This is a genomic window from Companilactobacillus zhachilii (assembly GCF_003606365.2).
GTDB classification, from domain to species: Bacteria; Bacillota; Bacilli; order Lactobacillales; family Lactobacillaceae; genus Companilactobacillus; species Companilactobacillus zhachilii.
The window spans coordinates 903255-919834 of record NZ_CP031933.2; the positions used below are offsets into that span (position 1 = coordinate 903255).

Annotated in this window: 20 protein-coding genes; all 20 read left to right on the forward strand. The window is 36.1% G+C overall.

Going from position 1 to position 16580, the window contains the following annotated elements:
• The first annotated feature begins 1 nt into the window (after window position 1).
• A complete protein-coding gene (locus D1B17_RS03970) occupies window positions 2-355 on the forward strand; it encodes a head-tail connector protein (RefSeq protein WP_120142927.1) in 354 nt (117 codons plus the stop codon).
• Entirely contained in the window at window positions 333-686 is a 354-nt protein-coding gene (locus D1B17_RS03975; protein ID WP_054642043.1) for a phage head completion protein, read from the forward strand. Before D1B17_RS03970 ends, D1B17_RS03975 begins: the two co-directional genes overlap by 23 nt.
• Window positions 673-1107 (forward strand): HK97 gp10 family phage protein, encoded by a 435-nt coding sequence (locus tag D1B17_RS03980; RefSeq protein ID WP_120142926.1) that lies wholly within the window; start codon window positions 673-675, stop codon window positions 1105-1107. Before D1B17_RS03975 ends, D1B17_RS03980 begins: the two co-directional genes overlap by 14 nt.
• A 1-nt stretch (window position 1108) precedes the next feature.
• The gene (locus D1B17_RS03985) at window positions 1109-1474 is read left to right on the forward strand and encodes a DUF806 family protein (protein ID WP_120142925.1); all 366 of its coding nucleotides are present in this window, start codon (window positions 1109-1111) and stop codon (window positions 1472-1474) included.
• Window positions 1475-2110 carry a phage tail protein gene (locus D1B17_RS03990; RefSeq protein WP_120142924.1) on the forward strand — a complete coding sequence of 212 codons (636 nt, stop codon included), beginning with the start codon at window positions 1475-1477 and terminating at the stop codon, window positions 2108-2110.
• A 23-nt stretch (window positions 2111-2133) separates the two neighbouring features.
• The gene (locus tag D1B17_RS03995) at window positions 2134-2547 is read left to right on the forward strand and encodes a hypothetical protein (RefSeq protein ID WP_120142923.1); all 414 of its coding nucleotides are present in this window, start codon (window positions 2134-2136) and stop codon (window positions 2545-2547) included.
• A gap of 47 nt (window positions 2548-2594) precedes the next feature.
• Window positions 2595-2771 (forward strand): hypothetical protein, encoded by a 177-nt coding sequence (locus D1B17_RS12550; protein WP_156314048.1) that lies wholly within the window; start codon window positions 2595-2597, stop codon window positions 2769-2771.
• Window positions 2772-2777: 6 nt separating this feature from the next.
• Window positions 2778-7853, forward strand: coding sequence for a phage tail tape measure protein (locus tag D1B17_RS04000; RefSeq protein WP_120142922.1), 5076 nt, complete (start codon window positions 2778-2780; stop codon window positions 7851-7853).
• Window positions 7846-8703, forward strand: a complete 858-nt coding sequence (locus D1B17_RS04005) for a phage tail domain-containing protein (RefSeq protein WP_120142921.1) — start codon at window positions 7846-7848, stop codon at window positions 8701-8703. The genes D1B17_RS04000 and D1B17_RS04005 overlap by 8 nt, the downstream gene beginning before the upstream one ends.
• Entirely contained in the window at window positions 8700-10013 is a 1314-nt protein-coding gene (locus D1B17_RS04010) for a prophage endopeptidase tail family protein (protein WP_120142920.1), read from the forward strand. The genes D1B17_RS04005 and D1B17_RS04010 overlap by 4 nt, the downstream gene beginning before the upstream one ends.
• Complete coding sequence (locus D1B17_RS04015; protein ID WP_120142919.1) at window positions 10006-10926, forward strand: phage tail protein; 921 nt, start codon at window positions 10006-10008, stop codon at window positions 10924-10926. The genes D1B17_RS04010 and D1B17_RS04015 overlap by 8 nt, the downstream gene beginning before the upstream one ends.
• Complete coding sequence (locus D1B17_RS04020; RefSeq protein WP_120142918.1) at window positions 10926-11252, forward strand: hypothetical protein; 327 nt, start codon at window positions 10926-10928, stop codon at window positions 11250-11252. Before D1B17_RS04015 ends, D1B17_RS04020 begins: the two co-directional genes overlap by 1 nt.
• Before the next feature lie 4 nt (window positions 11253-11256).
• A complete protein-coding gene (locus D1B17_RS04025) occupies window positions 11257-11913 on the forward strand; it encodes a hypothetical protein (RefSeq protein WP_120142917.1) in 657 nt (218 codons plus the stop codon).
• Window positions 11914-12939, forward strand: coding sequence for a hypothetical protein (locus tag D1B17_RS04030; protein ID WP_120142916.1), 1026 nt, complete (start codon window positions 11914-11916; stop codon window positions 12937-12939). It abuts the gene before it with no gap.
• Window positions 12929-14140 (forward strand): hypothetical protein, encoded by a 1212-nt coding sequence (locus tag D1B17_RS04035; protein WP_120142915.1) that lies wholly within the window; start codon window positions 12929-12931, stop codon window positions 14138-14140. Before D1B17_RS04030 ends, D1B17_RS04035 begins: the two co-directional genes overlap by 11 nt.
• Window positions 14141-14152: 12 nt before the next feature.
• Entirely contained in the window at window positions 14153-14641 is a 489-nt protein-coding gene (locus D1B17_RS04040; RefSeq protein WP_120142914.1) for a hypothetical protein, read from the forward strand.
• 31 nt (window positions 14642-14672) lie between these two features.
• Window positions 14673-14954, forward strand: coding sequence for a hypothetical protein (locus tag D1B17_RS04045; RefSeq protein WP_120142913.1), 282 nt, complete (start codon window positions 14673-14675; stop codon window positions 14952-14954).
• Between the two features lie 67 nt (window positions 14955-15021).
• Complete coding sequence (locus D1B17_RS04050) at window positions 15022-15162, forward strand: XkdX family protein (protein ID WP_120142912.1); 141 nt, start codon at window positions 15022-15024, stop codon at window positions 15160-15162.
• 47 nt (window positions 15163-15209) lie between these two features.
• Window positions 15210-15635 (forward strand): phage holin family protein, encoded by a 426-nt coding sequence (locus D1B17_RS04055; RefSeq protein WP_166806613.1) that lies wholly within the window; start codon window positions 15210-15212, stop codon window positions 15633-15635.
• Entirely contained in the window at window positions 15613-16578 is a 966-nt protein-coding gene (locus D1B17_RS12740) for a hypothetical protein (RefSeq protein ID WP_240704454.1), read from the forward strand. Before D1B17_RS04055 ends, D1B17_RS12740 begins: the two co-directional genes overlap by 23 nt.
• Window positions 16579-16580 lie beyond the last annotated feature (2 nt).

Genomic DNA, 16580 nt, shown 5'->3' on the forward strand with positions numbered 1-16580 from the left:
CATGGATGATTCACTATTAAGCGACTTGAAATTAAGTTTAAGACTTGATTCCGACGAAGAAGACGATACGATTTTGAATCGTAATTTAACTGCTGCCGAAAGTTATATTAAAGGAGCAATTGGTAATGATGACGGGCTTATGAAAGGATTTTATGAGCTTGATTCTGTTAAACATTCTTATGAGATTGCTGTAATTGCTTTAGCAAGTTCATATTATACTTTTAGATCATCTGGTATGACCGGACGTATTAATACAGTTGATATGACTGGTAATTCAATTATTGCTCAATTACGAGGTAAGTATTTAAAAGAAAAAGAAAGACGTGAGGCCGATGGTTCAGAACATCAATCCTAGTAGATTGAAGTATCGAGTTAGTTTAGGCAAAGCAGGATTCGTAGAAACACCACAAGGAACTAATAGACCAGATTTTAAAGAAATTAAAAATCTTTGGTGTGGAATATATACAATGTCGATGACACAACAGATTACTCTTTTAGGTTCGCCGAATACTTTTGACTTAGTTTTAATCATTAGACATCAGTCAGATGGTTTAAAAGGCGTTAAATACGCACGTTTTAAGGACCAGTTGTATCAATTAGTTGGTAGTTCCCCCGACTTTGACGATTCACCACGTTCTTTTGATTTAATAACTCTAAAGAAAATAGATAAAATTGGAATTTCTTGAGGGTCTTGAAAAATTAGAAAGGGAACTATCTAATTTATCTTTAACTCCTAGTCAAAAGAAAGCTATGACTAAAGCAGGAGCAGAAGTCTATAAAGAGAGTCTTAAAAATAATTTGAACAGTAGTTTACATAAGGGTCCACACACACGTAGATCAAATATCAAATTAGCAGATGACATCAGTCTTAAATATAAGGGCGCTGATGGTGCTACTTATGTAGGCTTCAAGAGCACTCCTGGTCATTCTGGCTATGTAGCTAGAATCCTTAATGACGGCTATATGGCTCATGGTGGTAAAGGTGCCAGTGAACACACCACTAAATATGTTCCAGGACTACATTTTCAAGAACGAACTATAAATGAAACAAAAGCCCTAGTCTTAGCAGCAGAAGTTAAAAAATACAAAGAAATGTTAGGAGACTAGCATGATTACCAAAAAAGTTAAGGATATTTTGCTTAAACGAGCGGATGAGTTAGAAATTAACCCGTCCTGTTTTTTTACTCAAAATATTCCACAAGGTTATACAGACGTTGATAAAACAACTGTTTTAATAACTGAAATTAGTAGCGTTTATTCAAATCGTGCTAGTGATGTTTCTACCACTAAAGAAAGTAGGATAGAAATACAGATTTTTTATCGTGGAGATACTAGCCCAGATATTACAGAATCAATAATTAATCAAGAATTAGAAAAAAACTGGTTCTATCAATATGACTCATATCCGGACGTTGATCCAGATACGGGCTTTTTGACTAGAACCATGAAATACGAAAAAACGGAGGTCATTTAAATGGCATTATCAGGTTTTGAATCAGCACGTATCGGTATCTATACCGATAATACTGAAACAATTGACAAGGACAATATTTTTACAATTGAACCCAAAGAAGGAGGTTCAGTAGTTAGTGCGACAATTTCAAATTTATCACCAACTATCACACCTATTTATGGGTCTGATCAAGAATGGAAAGCAGGTTCTAAAGGTCATGGTGCTATTTCAGTAGCATTTCTTGCTAACGCAATTCCACAAGAAGTCAGACAAAAGATTTTGGGAATGGCAACTTTCGATGGTGGTATTTCGGGTATTGGTAAGAAAACAGAATCACCATATTGTGTTTTTGAAATGATTTCACATGACGCAACAGACGAAAGTGTTGGTGCTCATTTAGCTTTAGTTAAAGGAAGATTCCACCTTACTACCGTTGCTCCAAAGACAAACACAAACACAACTGTTTATGATCAAGAACAACTTACATTTAGTGCTACTGATCGTGATTCTGATGGATTCGCATACTTTGAAGCCTTAGAGGATGGAAAGAATTATGATGCAGGCAAGTGGGAAACAAAAATCTTTGGTATTCCACTAACAACAGATGGTGCCGCTCCTGCTCCAAAGACTTCAGGAACAACAGGTACTCCAGCATAAAATTAGAAGGGAAAGATTAATCAATGTCTAAAGAATTCGTATACATCAATGCGTTCGGCCGTCGCTTTACGGTCAAGAAAAGTAACAAAAATTTGAGACTTTCTTACGCATATTACACAAATTTAAGTAATAAGAACAAAAACATGATGGCTGTAGCTGATGAAGCAGACAACATTGAAACTAAAGATTTGGGGGAACGTGAAGCTGCTGAGCAAATTATGAACAGCTTCGATACAGCCTCTAAAGCTGCATTAGATTTACAAAATGTTCCAGTCAATTTTATTAAGGAAATTTTGAAATTGACTCCTAAGCAAGTATCAATGCTTGACGACATGACTACATCGGAAACAGGTGCTTTGGCAGGCCGAATCGCTCACGGTGTTACTTCGGATGATGAGGATATTGACCCAAAAAAGCCACACAAGAGGAGCAAGTAGATCCTTTTACCGTCTATCAAGATTTCTTAAATTACGAAAAACAAATTATGCAAGAAACAGGTTGGGACTTAGAAACAGTTGAGTCTCAGCCATTTTTTGTACTTGCAGAAATTTTAGACGATAAACGTGAATCTAATAACCCTAATAATTCTGTTGGTCCTATGAGTTTGACCGACTTTATTAAAACGGGTGGTGTTTCCTCAATTTTAGAGAAAGGAGGATAAATATAAATGGCAAAAGATATGGAACTAAATACAGGTATCCATATTGATTCAATTCAAGCTGAAGGCTCCCTCCAGTCTCTAAGAAATCAAGTTAAGGCGTTAACGTCTGAGTGGAAGATTAATGAGCAAGTCCAACGAGCTAATGGTAATTATCAATCAGCGTATCAAGCAAAGGCCGAAGGATTAGGGCGAGCTATTGAAGGACAGACTAATTATCTTAATCGATTAAAGTCTGAAATGAGCAACCTCGATAGAACTACTACAGAAGGTAGTCAGAAGTTTAGTCAATATACTAATCAAGTTAATACAGCTACACGTCAGCTTAATAATATGATTCAGCAACAAGACCGTGCTAAATCCACTTTAAACTTGTATACAACAGGTATTAAAGAACAAAAGCAAGCAATGGAAAATGCTAAGAACGTTTCTCAATCACTTGTTGAACGTTATAAAGCTGAAGGCAAAGAGATTAAGGCATCAGCGACCGAAAGAACGGCACTGAAGACACGTATTCAAGAACTCAACTCTTTGTATTCAAAGGAATCAAGTGAGCTAGAACGTGTTAAAAAAGAATCTGGTGCAACATCTAAGGAATATGCTACACAGACTAAACGTGTTAATGAACTTGGTACTGAAATTGCTAAAAGTCGTACCCGCTATCGTGAGTTAGGCAGTGAGTTAGGTGGAATGGGTACACATTTCACTGGAATCAGACAAGCAGCCGCTACTTCTAAAACCGCTATTGGCAATATGAATAGCAGCATTAAAAATAGTATAAGTCATATGAAGAATATGGCTATGGCAGCAGGTATAGCGGGTGCAGCAGTTACTGCTATGTTCGTTAGTGGTGCTAAAAAATCTGTTGAACTTGAAAATAGCTACAAACAGATTACTAACCTGGCTGAAACTGGTGGCGAAAAGGTAGTGGAAGCTACTAAGAACGTATCTAGAATGCAAGAAGACGGTCAAAAGTATGCTTTAAAGTATGGTAAGTCACAACAAGAGATTGCAGATGGCTACGAAGACTTAATCAAGCGTGGATATGACACTAAACAAGCATTGGGTGCTATGAAGTCTGAATTACAGGCTTCTGTAGCTTCTGGTGATGATTTTAAAGACGTTGTTAAAGTTTCATCACAAACGCTCGAAGAGTTCGGTATGAAAACAACATCTACATCAGGAATGATCAAGAATACTAAAAAAGTTGTTAATGATTTAGCATATGCAGCCGATATGACAGCCACAGGATTTAGTGATCTGGGTATTGGTATGTCGTATGTTGGCTCAACTGCTCATCAAGCTGGATTTAGTTTAAGTGAAACGTCTAGTGCAATGGGTATCTTATCTAACAACGGACTGGAAGCATCCCAAGCTGGTACTGGTTTACGAAAAGTAATTAATAGTTTGATTTCGCCAACTAAGACAGGCGCTTCTGCACTTCAAGAATTAGGATTAAGTACCAAGGATTTTACCGATAATAAAGGTAATATGAAGTCCATGACTGACATATTCGGTTTATTGCATGACAAGATGCAAGGCTTGGGTAAGAACAAGCAAACCGATATTTTCCATGATTTATTTGGTACAACAGGTCAACAAGCCGGTTTAATCTTGGCTGAAAATGCTAAGCAACTTGGCGAATTGAATCAAAAGGTTGCTGATTCTGCAAAGAATGATTATGTTGGAAAGCTATCTAAAAAGAATAGTGAAACAGGTAAAGTCGCATTAGATAGATTAAAGCAGTCTGTTAATGCTATTACTATGACTATTTCGAGTGCTGCATTGCCAGCCATTACAGAAATTGGTGATAAGTTAGCTAAAGCAGCAGGTACTAAAGAGTTTGAAAACGCTGTAAAAGGTGTTGGCAAATGGGTTGGAAATCTAACTGATAAAGTAGCTGATTTCTTTACTTACTTAGGCAAACATTCTGATGACTTAAAAGGTATTACAGGTTCTTTAGGAACAATTGTTAAAGATATAGCCAAGGGTGCTTGGGATACGTTTTATGGAATTATCAAGGGAATCGGTAAGGCATTTAATTTAGTTCATACCAATGGTAAAAAGGCCGAAGACCCACTAAAAATTTTGAATCAATTTGTGTCTGGTATTGCTAAACATGAACAAGCTCTCAAAACTATAGGAGGCTTGTTAGCTGGTATTTGGGTAGCTGATAAAGTAGCTAATTTTGCAGTTAAAATCAATGATGTTACTGATGCCTTTAAAGGTTTGAAAGATAAACTAGTTCATTCAAATATTGAAACCGCTGCAAGTGAAGTTGGCGAAAAAACTGGTGAAAACCTTACACAAGGAATTACTTCAAAAATGGATAGTGGAGCAATTGAAAGTAAAGGTTCAGCACTTGGACTATCGCTAGGCACTAAGTTATCCATTGGAGCAACTGCTGCTTTAGCCGGTATAGATATAGCTGGTGCAATTAGTGCGAAGACTCAAAGTCAGAAGGTTAAAAACATTGGTGGAGCCATTGGTACTACATTGGGAGCTGGAATTGGTGGCGTATTAGGTGGTGCACCTGGCGCAATGTTGGGAGCAACCATAGGTGATCAACTTGGTAAATCTGCTGCTCCTGCGTTTCAAAAATGGTTATATCATCCAGATGATCCGACAGCTAAAAAAGGCACAAGTAAATATTATGACCAGTTAGCAGCATCAGCCAAAAAGCGTGCCAATCAATTTAAGAGCAATATGCTAGATCCTGACAGTACTGCTTATGAGCAAGGGCAAGATTTAAAACAGATGAAAATAGCCGAAGCCAATGTCAAAAAATATGAGGCTTTAGCTAAAAGAGCAGAAAAAGCTAAAGAGAGTATTAATAAGCCTCCTAAAAAGACTTCTACAGCTAAAGCAATTCAGGATGTAGCTACGACACATGTATCTAAAACAGATATTAAGAATGTTAAAAGTATGGTGTCGGCTGTAAAAGATTACGAAACAGCTATTAAAAGCCTTAAGTTAAGCCTTAAAAAGAACAGTCCTTCTAAGGAACTATCTAAAATTGATAAGTCAATTAAGGGTAAGTCTAAAGAATGGAAAAGTATGGTAAAACCAGTTAATGATGTAGCTGGTGCATTTAAGAAGTTTTCATCTTTCACAAAGTCTATGAAGAAAGACCCATTTTCTGATTTGAATAGTGATTTAAAGAAGTTAAAGAAAACCCTTAAAGATAGTAATATTACAGATAAATTAGATTCCATGGCAAAAGATTTAAAGAAAAATAAACTTGCCAGTGAACTAAAGACTATGGCTAGTTCTATTAAAACTGATACTAAGACGTGGACTAAATTCGCTAAGCCAATTAGAGACGTTCAAAAAGCTTTTCAAGAGCTTAACAAATTTACTAAGACGTATAGTAAATCTGATCCATTTGCCAATTTGGATAAAGATATTCAAAACTTAACTAAGACTTTAAATAATCAGAATATCGGTAAAATTCTAAAATCGCAGATAACTGAAGCTAATAAGGCAACAACTAAAGTAACCTTCGATACTGATTTCAAAAACCTTACAGATAATGTTGTGGACGCCCTAAAATCATTCAAGACTAACTTTGATAAGTCCTGGAAAGATGTGTGGGCTAATACAGGCTCTGAGGAAAAGGACGCATTAGCCAAAGTTGTAAGTAATTACAGCTCTAAAATGAATGCCATTTCTAAGAAGGAAATTAGTTTTTCTAGCGACTATTTAAATAAATGGAGTTCGTGGTTAAAATCTGTAACAAGCTCATTTAAGACAGCATTTAATTCTTTGCCAGGACTGGCTAGTACCGCATTAGGAAAAGTTATAACTAATGTTAATAAGGGTATCGGTGGGATTAATTCAGTCATTACTGATTTTGGTGGTAAATCACTGAATTTAGCAAAATATGCTGTAGGTACTGCTGGTACCCCTGGTGGTAATTTAGCTGTTGTTGGTGAGCAAGGATATGAGCTTGCTTATGACAAAGCTAATGGAATTTATCCAGTTGGCTTAAAAGGCGAAGAAGTTCGTTACTTGGGTGCTGACACGGCAATCCTTCCACACCACTTATCAGAGCAATTTATGGGAATGGTAGCCAATCTACCACACCATGCAACTGGTAAAGGTGATACAAATAAAACATCCGAAGACATGACCGATTATGTATTTGAACATTTGGATGAAATAAAAAAAGACCCAGTTCCATTTTTAAAGAAACCTTACTTTGAGAAGGCTAGTTTTAGTGGAAATGAGTTTATTAGTCGTTTCGGAAATGCTATTTCAAATGGTTTTCTAAAAGCTATTGCTGAACCATTTAAGAAAATATTAGCCGATATGGACTTTAGTGGAGCTGGCGGTGCTAGACCAGCCAAAGCATACGGTCCAATGATTAAAGCGGCCGCTGCTTACATGCACCAGAAGATAACTGATTTTAATGTAGATATGATTGAACGTATCATCGCCAATGAATCAGGTGGTGATCCTAACGTTACTAATAACTGGGACAGCAATGCAAAAGCTGGTACACCATCAACTGGTATCCTTCAATATATTCTACCTACATTCTTAAACTATGCTATGCCAGGACATACTAATATCCACAATCCGTTAGATCAGTTGATTGCGTTATTTAACGATGCTACATGGCGTACTGATATGGGTATGGGTTACAACGGTAAGTATGGCGAATGGCGTGGTAGTGCTTCTGGTCCTAGTGGACCAAGACTTATGTATGATGGTGGCCTTATTAATAAACCAACAAGTATTATTGGTGGTGAGGCTGGTCCCGAAGTTATGATTCCACTAAATAACAAAATGAGAGCAGTTCAAATTTTACAAAAGGCCAAAGACACTATAGGTGGTCCCGATGATACTAATGCATCAGTTTCGATTGATACGACCAGAGTTGAAAGCAATCAACAACAACAATTGATGATGACTCAAATTATGGTTAAATTGCTAAGTAAGATTGCTGACGGTTCAATGGCTTCTGATGTTTCAAATGGTGGCACATCATTAAATGATATTTCAAATGCTTTAGATAAAATTGGCTTATCTAATCGAAAAATGACTAAGTTCCAAGGAAAGGGAGGTACAGCATTTGCCTAAAAGATTATCAGATGGACATTACAGACAGAACTCATTACTAATTAAATCCGATGGACAAAATGAATTTGAGATTAGTAATTATCATGATTTGATATTTACTAGACTTATAGTAGGTTCACCACAGACGGCTCCTAATCTAAAGACTAATGCAGGTGTAGACGGACAAACTCAAATGGGTCCTGTATTGTACACCTCACGCACGGCCAAAGCCGACTTTTTGCTAAGAGTTGATGATGGAATTGATTTAGAAAGTCGATTCCATGAATTTTATAATAAGTTCTTCAATCGAGGCTTAGTGAGAGTTCGTCAAAGTTACGATATTGGTCGTTGTTTTTATGGAATACCTAAGCCATTTTCTTATACAGATGTTGGATTTTACGATAAAACTTTTTCAGTAGAGTTTGATATCCCTAGTGCTTACATGTATTCAGTGGCTAGATCAACGGATTTTCCGATTGATCCAAGTAAGGAAGATTTGATTTCTAATAATTTAAATCTTTCAACAACTGATTTGAATTACACTCACTCTCAAGGAACCTTTAAAATATTTAATCCTAGCGATTTTGATATTCAACCGTATGAACAGAATCATGAATTAAATATTATTTTTAAGGGTTCTGGTAGTCCTAGTTTGACTAATATAACCACCCAAGATGTTTTCTCTATGAACTCAAATGTTTCTTCAAATGATTCTCTAGTCCTGAAAGGTGTACACCCACTGCTTAATGGTGATTCTTGCGAAATAGAAACTAATCACGGTCACATCAATTTAAAGAAAGGTTGGAATAATTTCAGCTTGGCAGGCTTTAGTGGCACTGTCACATTTGATTTTCCTTTTATATATCTATGATTAATTTTAAAAAATATAGAGTTCAGGATAGAGAAGGCAAGTATGATGAAACTCTTACTTGTATTGATAGAGGATCATTAAACAATTCAGAAGAAATGAATAAGACTAATCAGATAGATTTCACAGCGATTAATGATAATTCTATAGGTTATCAATTGCTACAAAACGAAAATTACATTGTATTTGATGGTCAAAGATATCGTATTAAACAGGCTGAAAAGGACGATGAGGGGTATGACTTCAAGCGAACTGTTTCAGCCACACATGTCTGGTTTGATTGCCAGTACGTTTATCAATACGACAAAATCAAAGGTACTAAAAAACTTTCAGCCAACGATTTGATGAGCTTCGTTTTTGATCAAAATGAACTTGGTAATCATGGGTTTACTTGGAAAGTTTTAAATAGTACAGAGACTGCTACGTTCACTGACTATGGTGAAAAATCAGGTCTTGAATGTGTCAATGATTGTATTGAGAAGTTCAATTTAGTAGTAGTCGCTGATAACAAGTTTATTACTTTGGTGCCGTTAAAGGATTGGCAGCATAAAGTTAATAAGTCTTTTAGGTATGTCCATGACACTCCTACCTTTACGGCAAATATTGATACAACAGAGATTCAGAATATTGCACGTGTGTATGGTAAAACTAATGCACCTGTTACATCACCAATCGGCACCGCTATTGGAACCATTAATACAATGGAGGTAAACGGAGCACCTGTTGTTGATGACCCCAATAAACCTACTAATACAGTTCAGAATTTGCCAAATGGTACTAAGTGGGTTATGGATTCAAAAGTTGTAGCTAATGGTGAGACATGGTATAGAGTATCAACTAATGGGTGGGTTAACGAAAAGTACATTGTGTTTGATAAAAATGGGGATGTACAACCTGAAAACCATATAATTACAGAAGTGTCAGGGCAAGGAACTATTAAGACATCTACTGATTCATTAAAAGAAGATACTTCTGGTGGTAAAGTTTTACCGGTTGGAAACGCTATCGGAACAGTAAATACAATGATAAGTGGTGGTGCTCCTGTTTTGAGTGATCCATTGAAACCTGATTCAATAGTTAACCACTTGAACAATGGGTCAACATGGGCTATTAACAATAAAAAAATTGTTAATGATACGACCTATTATGAGGTTGCTACTAATCAATGGGTTGATTCTCAATATATCAGTTTTGATAAAGATGGAAGCGTGAAACCAGAAGATCACACTATTACACCAGTAAGTGGTCAAGGAACCGTTAAAACTCCCGAAACTGATAAAGATACCGATAAAGGCGGTGATACAGATGAGTGATTCTAAAGAAGATACCTCTATTGTTTATGTATATGATTCACCATTTACACCGCAAAATAAGACAGGCAGAACTTTGCCACCCGGCTCTCAATGGCTGATTAATGCATCTGTTTCCGATGGTGCTCAAGGTAAGTCTTGGTATCAAGTTGGAACAAATCAATGGGTCGTGCAAGACCAATTAGATTTTTCTGGTAAAACAGATGTCAGTCCATCAGAGGTTACACCTACTGAATCAATTATTTATGATTCCCCGTGGACGCCACAACATGAGGTTGGTAGAAAGTTAACTAATGGTACTCAATGGAAAATTAACGGAGAAATAACTGATGGAGCCGGTGGTAAAACTTGGTATAGAGTAGCAACTAACGAATGGGTTTGTTCAGATAACTTTGTTTTTACTGGAGACACAGACGTTGAACCGACAGAAGTTAAGAAGTCTGATGATGACACGGCTGACGACCATTCTACAGATTACTTTCAACCATTCATTATTAGAGATGAGAAATCAATTCAAGAATGGGGCGAACGTCCGGGTCCTTCGATAACTAATAATGATATTGAAGATCCTGAAGAAATGAGAAAATATGCTTTATCTCAAATGAAAACAGAGCCCACTGTGGATATCACATTAACATATTCTGGCGACGATACTTTTAAAGCTGGAGATATGGTTTATTGTGATATTCAACCTGAAAGCTTTACTACTTGGGTAACTGTTGTAAGTGTCAAATATAATCCCCTAAGTTATTCCCATACGTATGAGGTAACTTTGAATAACACCACTGAAACGCTATCAGATTACGAGCTATCTATTCAAAACTCGTTATCCAATGCAAGATATAATGGTGCTATTTCTATTTCAAACGGTATTATTGCTAGTCCGTTTTTACCTAGAAAGATAGGAGAGGTTTAATGAGCCCAATATATAAGTTGCCAGATGAGAATGGTCAATTTTATTATCCACAAACACATTACCTGGCAGTTGTGGATTTAGATAAACATATTAATTCATTACTCAATAATCAATATGCAACGTACGTTAAGGACATGAAGTTAGTTAATACTTCTGGTCCTTTTTATTTTGACGAGAATACGTTAAATAAGCCCGCAAATATTCCGAAAGGATACCTACGGGGAACATTCATGGACGAAAAAAATGGAATTGTAGAAATCCTTACAACGAATAATTATTACGAAATCACAGACGGTGAGATGTCTGATATTAAAGAAAGGGCGTGATTAATTGAATTTACCAGAAGATGTTATAAATTCAGAGTTTCCTAATTTAAAACTAAATTCAAAAGATGGTAAAACTGTAACTCTTGCTTTTGATAATGGAGAAAATGTTGTTATTTCAAAACAAAATTCTGATGGCACTACTGATTCAGAAGTATATAACTTTAAAGCTGTAACTGATGAAACGGTATTCCCACCAGTTCCTGACTTACCTAATTATTGGCACAACGTTGATTTAGATAAATGGAATGGTGTAATTGATAGCAATTTTAAAGATAGCTTAAAAAGCAATAATGATCAGATTCAGAAATCTATCAATTCATTGTATGAATATGAAACTGATCAAAGAAACTTCTTTGTAAAGTTGAAGGATACTTTGAGTGACTTTAAAGGATTTGTTGAAACAATTATTTCTTCTAAAGTTGCAGATTATTTAAGTAAATTTTCTGATCAATTTTATAAAAAAGAAGAAATTGATTCCATGATGGCAGACTTAAGTACACGTATTGATAATGTCCGCAAACGTGTGCCAAACGATACGATCATCGGAACATTCCACAATCCCAGTCGAAGCGATCAAATGCCTACTAATATTGACGTAAACGATAAAGTTACACCAGAAGCACAATCAGTGCTTGATGAAATTGAAGAAGGAGGTAATTAAATGGCAGATTCAGCATATATTAAATACAAGCAGTCACAAGATGCACAATTGCCACCACTTAATTATGATAATGGCGCAGATCACGAAGAACCATATGACAATATTGAAACAGATATTCCACTAGAACAGCCTTTGCTATTTAATCTACAACATAGCAAGGCTTTTTATTTACCACACTCTCAAACCGATGATGAGAGTGACCATATAACACCTCAAACAATTGTGAACCCAGCTACCAGGGCTAGAATTTTACCAGTAGCGTTCTTACGACAAGGCGAAGCTAATTCACATGAGATTAATATGACTGTCTTAGATGGAATTAAACCAGCTGATTTATCTGAATATAAAATGTTCTCAATTCGTGGATATGATTCACAATGGCATTTAATTTCAACCGACGAAAATATTGATACAACGGATGCCAATATTGGAGAACTTCATTGGAAACCAGAAGAAGCAGTGGCACTAACAGCTGGTAAATATCACACGATTCAATTAGTAATTGAAAGTGAAGATAGAACCACAACAGCGATGACTTTAGACTTTGATTTACATATCATCCCTAATAATGTAGCTTTCCCTAGACCTATGGCGTTCTATATTTCGGAAATGCAACGTGCATTGTTTAATGTTGGACAATTAACTGGTTCAGCATATAAAAATACAAGTTTCATGGTTAATTTCATGGAGCAGGTTGTAAGACAAGCATTAGCTGATTTTAATAAGTCAATCGATGATGCTATTGCAGATTTCACAAAGCAAACTGGTGACATGCAAACTAAAGCTAATGGTCTAAATGATGATCTCGAAACGTTAAAAGGCAAAGAAACTGATTACGAAACTAATTTAAATAAGTCATTAGCAGATTTAAAAACACAGATGGCTCAATTAGATTTAGTTACTCAAACGACGTTGAAAGACGATGTCACTAAATTATTTGCTAATGATGATATTGATATTACTATCACACCAGAAGCACAAGCAATTTTGGATGATATTGAAAAGGAGGATACAAATGGTAAATAAATTAAGTCAAACAATTATTGATTTTGATAAATTGGATAAAAAGAACATCAAAACTATCAAAATTGGAGATAAAATTATTCGTCCAGACGAAAATGGACAAGCTGTTTTAAATGGCACATCTGGTGGAGATGATGGTGGTGATACTGGTGGTGGGACTGATCCAAATCACCCAGCAGCCGGTGCTGATTATTACGCAGGCTCATTAGCCGATGGTGAAATTACTGAAAGATACTTGCTTTATCAACGTAATGAAAGTGTTGCAGAAGACCCAACAACATCAAAAACTGTTACTTTACTTCGTGATGTTGGAACCAAATTTAATATGGCCGGCGATGGTGCTACATTCTTGCTACACTTGCAAAAGACAATTATGACGGCTGGAGCTAAAGGCGCCGTGTCAGATATTAATTTAAATTATGATACCAACAATATTGCCAAAGAAGGATATTTCACTACTACATCAGTTTATCCGGTCTATATCAAGGCGGCTGATTTAGCTACAACTAATGAGCTAGATGTTCCAATCAATGGAATTGGCGAAAATTTGAGTGGTAAAAATGTTTTAGCTCCACATCTTAAAGTGAAATTTAACGGTGATGGGACTATGACATATTACAGTGTTACTGGATATGATAACGATGGTAATACTGCCGGTGCTACTGGGGCTAATTACGATGTAGTTGTTGATGTAATTGCTACATTTTCAGTCCAACCAGCTGTTGCACAAATGCCGGCATCGGTTAATTTCTTTACTGGAACAGCACGAAATGATATTGCTTTATCAGGTGTCTCAGATTTTTATGAAAATTCCATGGATGGAATTTTATTAACCTTGAATCAGTACGTTTATAGTTCCACTGATTTTGATAGAGCATTTCGAAGTTCATTCGGAATTGATAGCCCATTAAGAGTTCCGAAGGAACAATTAATCATAGGAAATAAAATTGATTTCAAATTTAGTGAGTGGAATATCCCCGGTACAGGAGCGGCTCATGGTATTGATTGGTATACAAAAAATAATTCGGGAGGCTGGAGTGACACAGGTAATGTAATAATGCAATCAGGAACCGATGGTGATTTTTATATGATAATTAATAAAGACTCAATTTCATTTAATTGCTATAGAAATGCACTAAATAGTAATAAGGATTTAATACCGTTTTACGCAAAAATAAATAGTATTAATCCATTTAAAAAGTAAGGAAGGTAAAATATGAAAATTGCAGTTCAATTAGATGATGATAGAAATATTATTAACGCAAACATTACAAATGAGTTGGGTGCAGAATTACAAGTTAAATTGTTCGCAAATCAGGGTTGGACGCTAGCAGAAAGTGATCCAGCCTTTTCTAGTGCTGAATCGTACTTATGGTCCGTAAGAGAATCCGATAATAAATTAGTTCACATTTCAACGGGCATGACACCAGATGAAGAAACTAAAGCTTCACTATCCGAGTTAACCAAAGAACAACTAAAAGATAGTTTAACCAAAGAACAGCTTCAAATGGGCTTGACATCTTTGACAAAAGAATATATCGAAGATAAAGCTAATTCTAAAATGGTTACTACTGAGCTAACTAAGCAGATAGCAGAACTAACCATAAAATTGGATAAGGTAATGGGAATTGATCCAACTCCAAAGGTACCAACAGATGTGACATCCACAGCTACTAATGATGGAGCAATTATCACAGCTAAGTAAGATAAAAAAATAGAAAAGGAAGTATTAAATTATGGCAGATCGTTCAAAAGATATTGAAGTAGTTTATGACAAGACAGGAAACAAAATTGGCGAAAGCGAAGTCGGTATTGCTAGCGTTGCTGTTACAGGACTAGTAGCAGGAACAGTAGTTGCTGATGGTGATTATAAAATTACTTTTAAGGATTCAGTTACAGGTCTCGAATCAGAAAAAGTTGATGTAAAAGGCTGGACAGTTCTAACAGCAGCTCCAGAAGCACCAACAGATGTGACAGCAACACCTACTAACGATGGAGCAGTAATTACAGCTAAGTAGCCAGTAAAAGCATGCTCCCTTACTGGTAGTGGTGGCGGTCGGAATTAATTTAAAAGGAGTAATTAAAATGACAGAATTATTAAAAATGGAATTTGGATGGGGAACACTTAAAGCAAGCGACATTGTGGATTATGTTCCTATTGTCATTTCAGTTGAGGATTATAAATACATCACTGGACAAGAATATCAAGAAATTAAAAAGGACTAGCCGTTTGGCTAGTTTTTTTTAGTACAAAAATTTAGGAGATGATGTATATGTATGCACCAACGCCGGCACCACACATCGGATTAATGCAATGGTGGATTGCCGCTGAAAAACTAGTTGAAAACCCATGGTTTACAACTTTCTTGCTTGTAATAATTGTTGATTTAGCCACAGGATTTCTAAAGGGATTCTTTAAAGGAGCAGATGAAAAGGTTAACTCAACCACTGGTAGACAGGGGTTGATCAAGCATACTGTTATCGCTGGAATAGCAGTCATTTTTTATCCATTAGTTGACTGTTGGGGATTGGCCAACTTTGCCAATGGATTTTTGATGTTTTTCATCGGTCAATATGGAATATCAATCGTAGAAAATTTAGGAATCATGGGAATACCGTTGCCAAATTGGTTGACGGGTAATTTAGAAAAATTGGCAAATAGAGGAGGACGTGTAAATGACAAAAATAGCAAATATTAGCCTTGATATTCGTAAAAATAACACAGTTGATAATGATCCAATAATTTTGAGACAAGGCGATAATGATGTAATTATTGAGGCCTCAATTTCTAATAATGGCTACCCGAATATTGAAATAGACTTTGCAACATTTGTAGCAAAGAAACCTGATGGCACAATTATTTCTAATGATCCAGTAAACATAAGCGGAAATGTAATTAGCTATCCCGTTAGCAAACATTTAACTGAGTCTGTTGGTAAAATTCAAGATGCTTATTTTGTGATCAATAATCAGATCACTACCTGTGGCTTTGATATCTCAATCATCCCTAGCGCACAGCTAGACGATACTTCAGTCAACTATATTCCAGGTATTGAAAGTGTCAATAAGTTTTTGGAATCTACCGAAGCTGACTGGCTAGGAAGAATCCAACAAATGAAAACTCAAATTGCTGGTCTTGATATTCCAACGGAATTCAAATTACTTATGGATAAGGCTTTGAGTGATGCTAAGGCTCAATATCAACCAACCATAGATGCTGCTGAAGCAAATGTTGAGAATATTGTTGCTGATTTAGCAGCTAAAAAACTGGATTTGACAAATAATAGTGATGAATTGAATAAAACAATCGCTACTATTAAGACCCAAGTAACTTCTGTAAACTCGTTCTTGGATAACATTCAAAAACAAATTATTGCAGCCAACTCCAGTTTTACAGCTGGACAACAAGCTCAAGTTTCTCAATCAATTTCAGACTTAAAGGCTAAAATAGATGCTTTAACGGTTGCTAAAACTGGTCCTAAGGGTGACAAAGGCGATATTGGACCACAAGGACCTAAGGGTGACAAGGGTGACAAAGGTGACAAGGGCGACAAAGGTGAAGTTGCCGTCATCAATGTCATCTCACAAGCTGACTATGACAAATTGGCTGACAAGTCCGGAATCTATTTTATTAAGGGGTGATT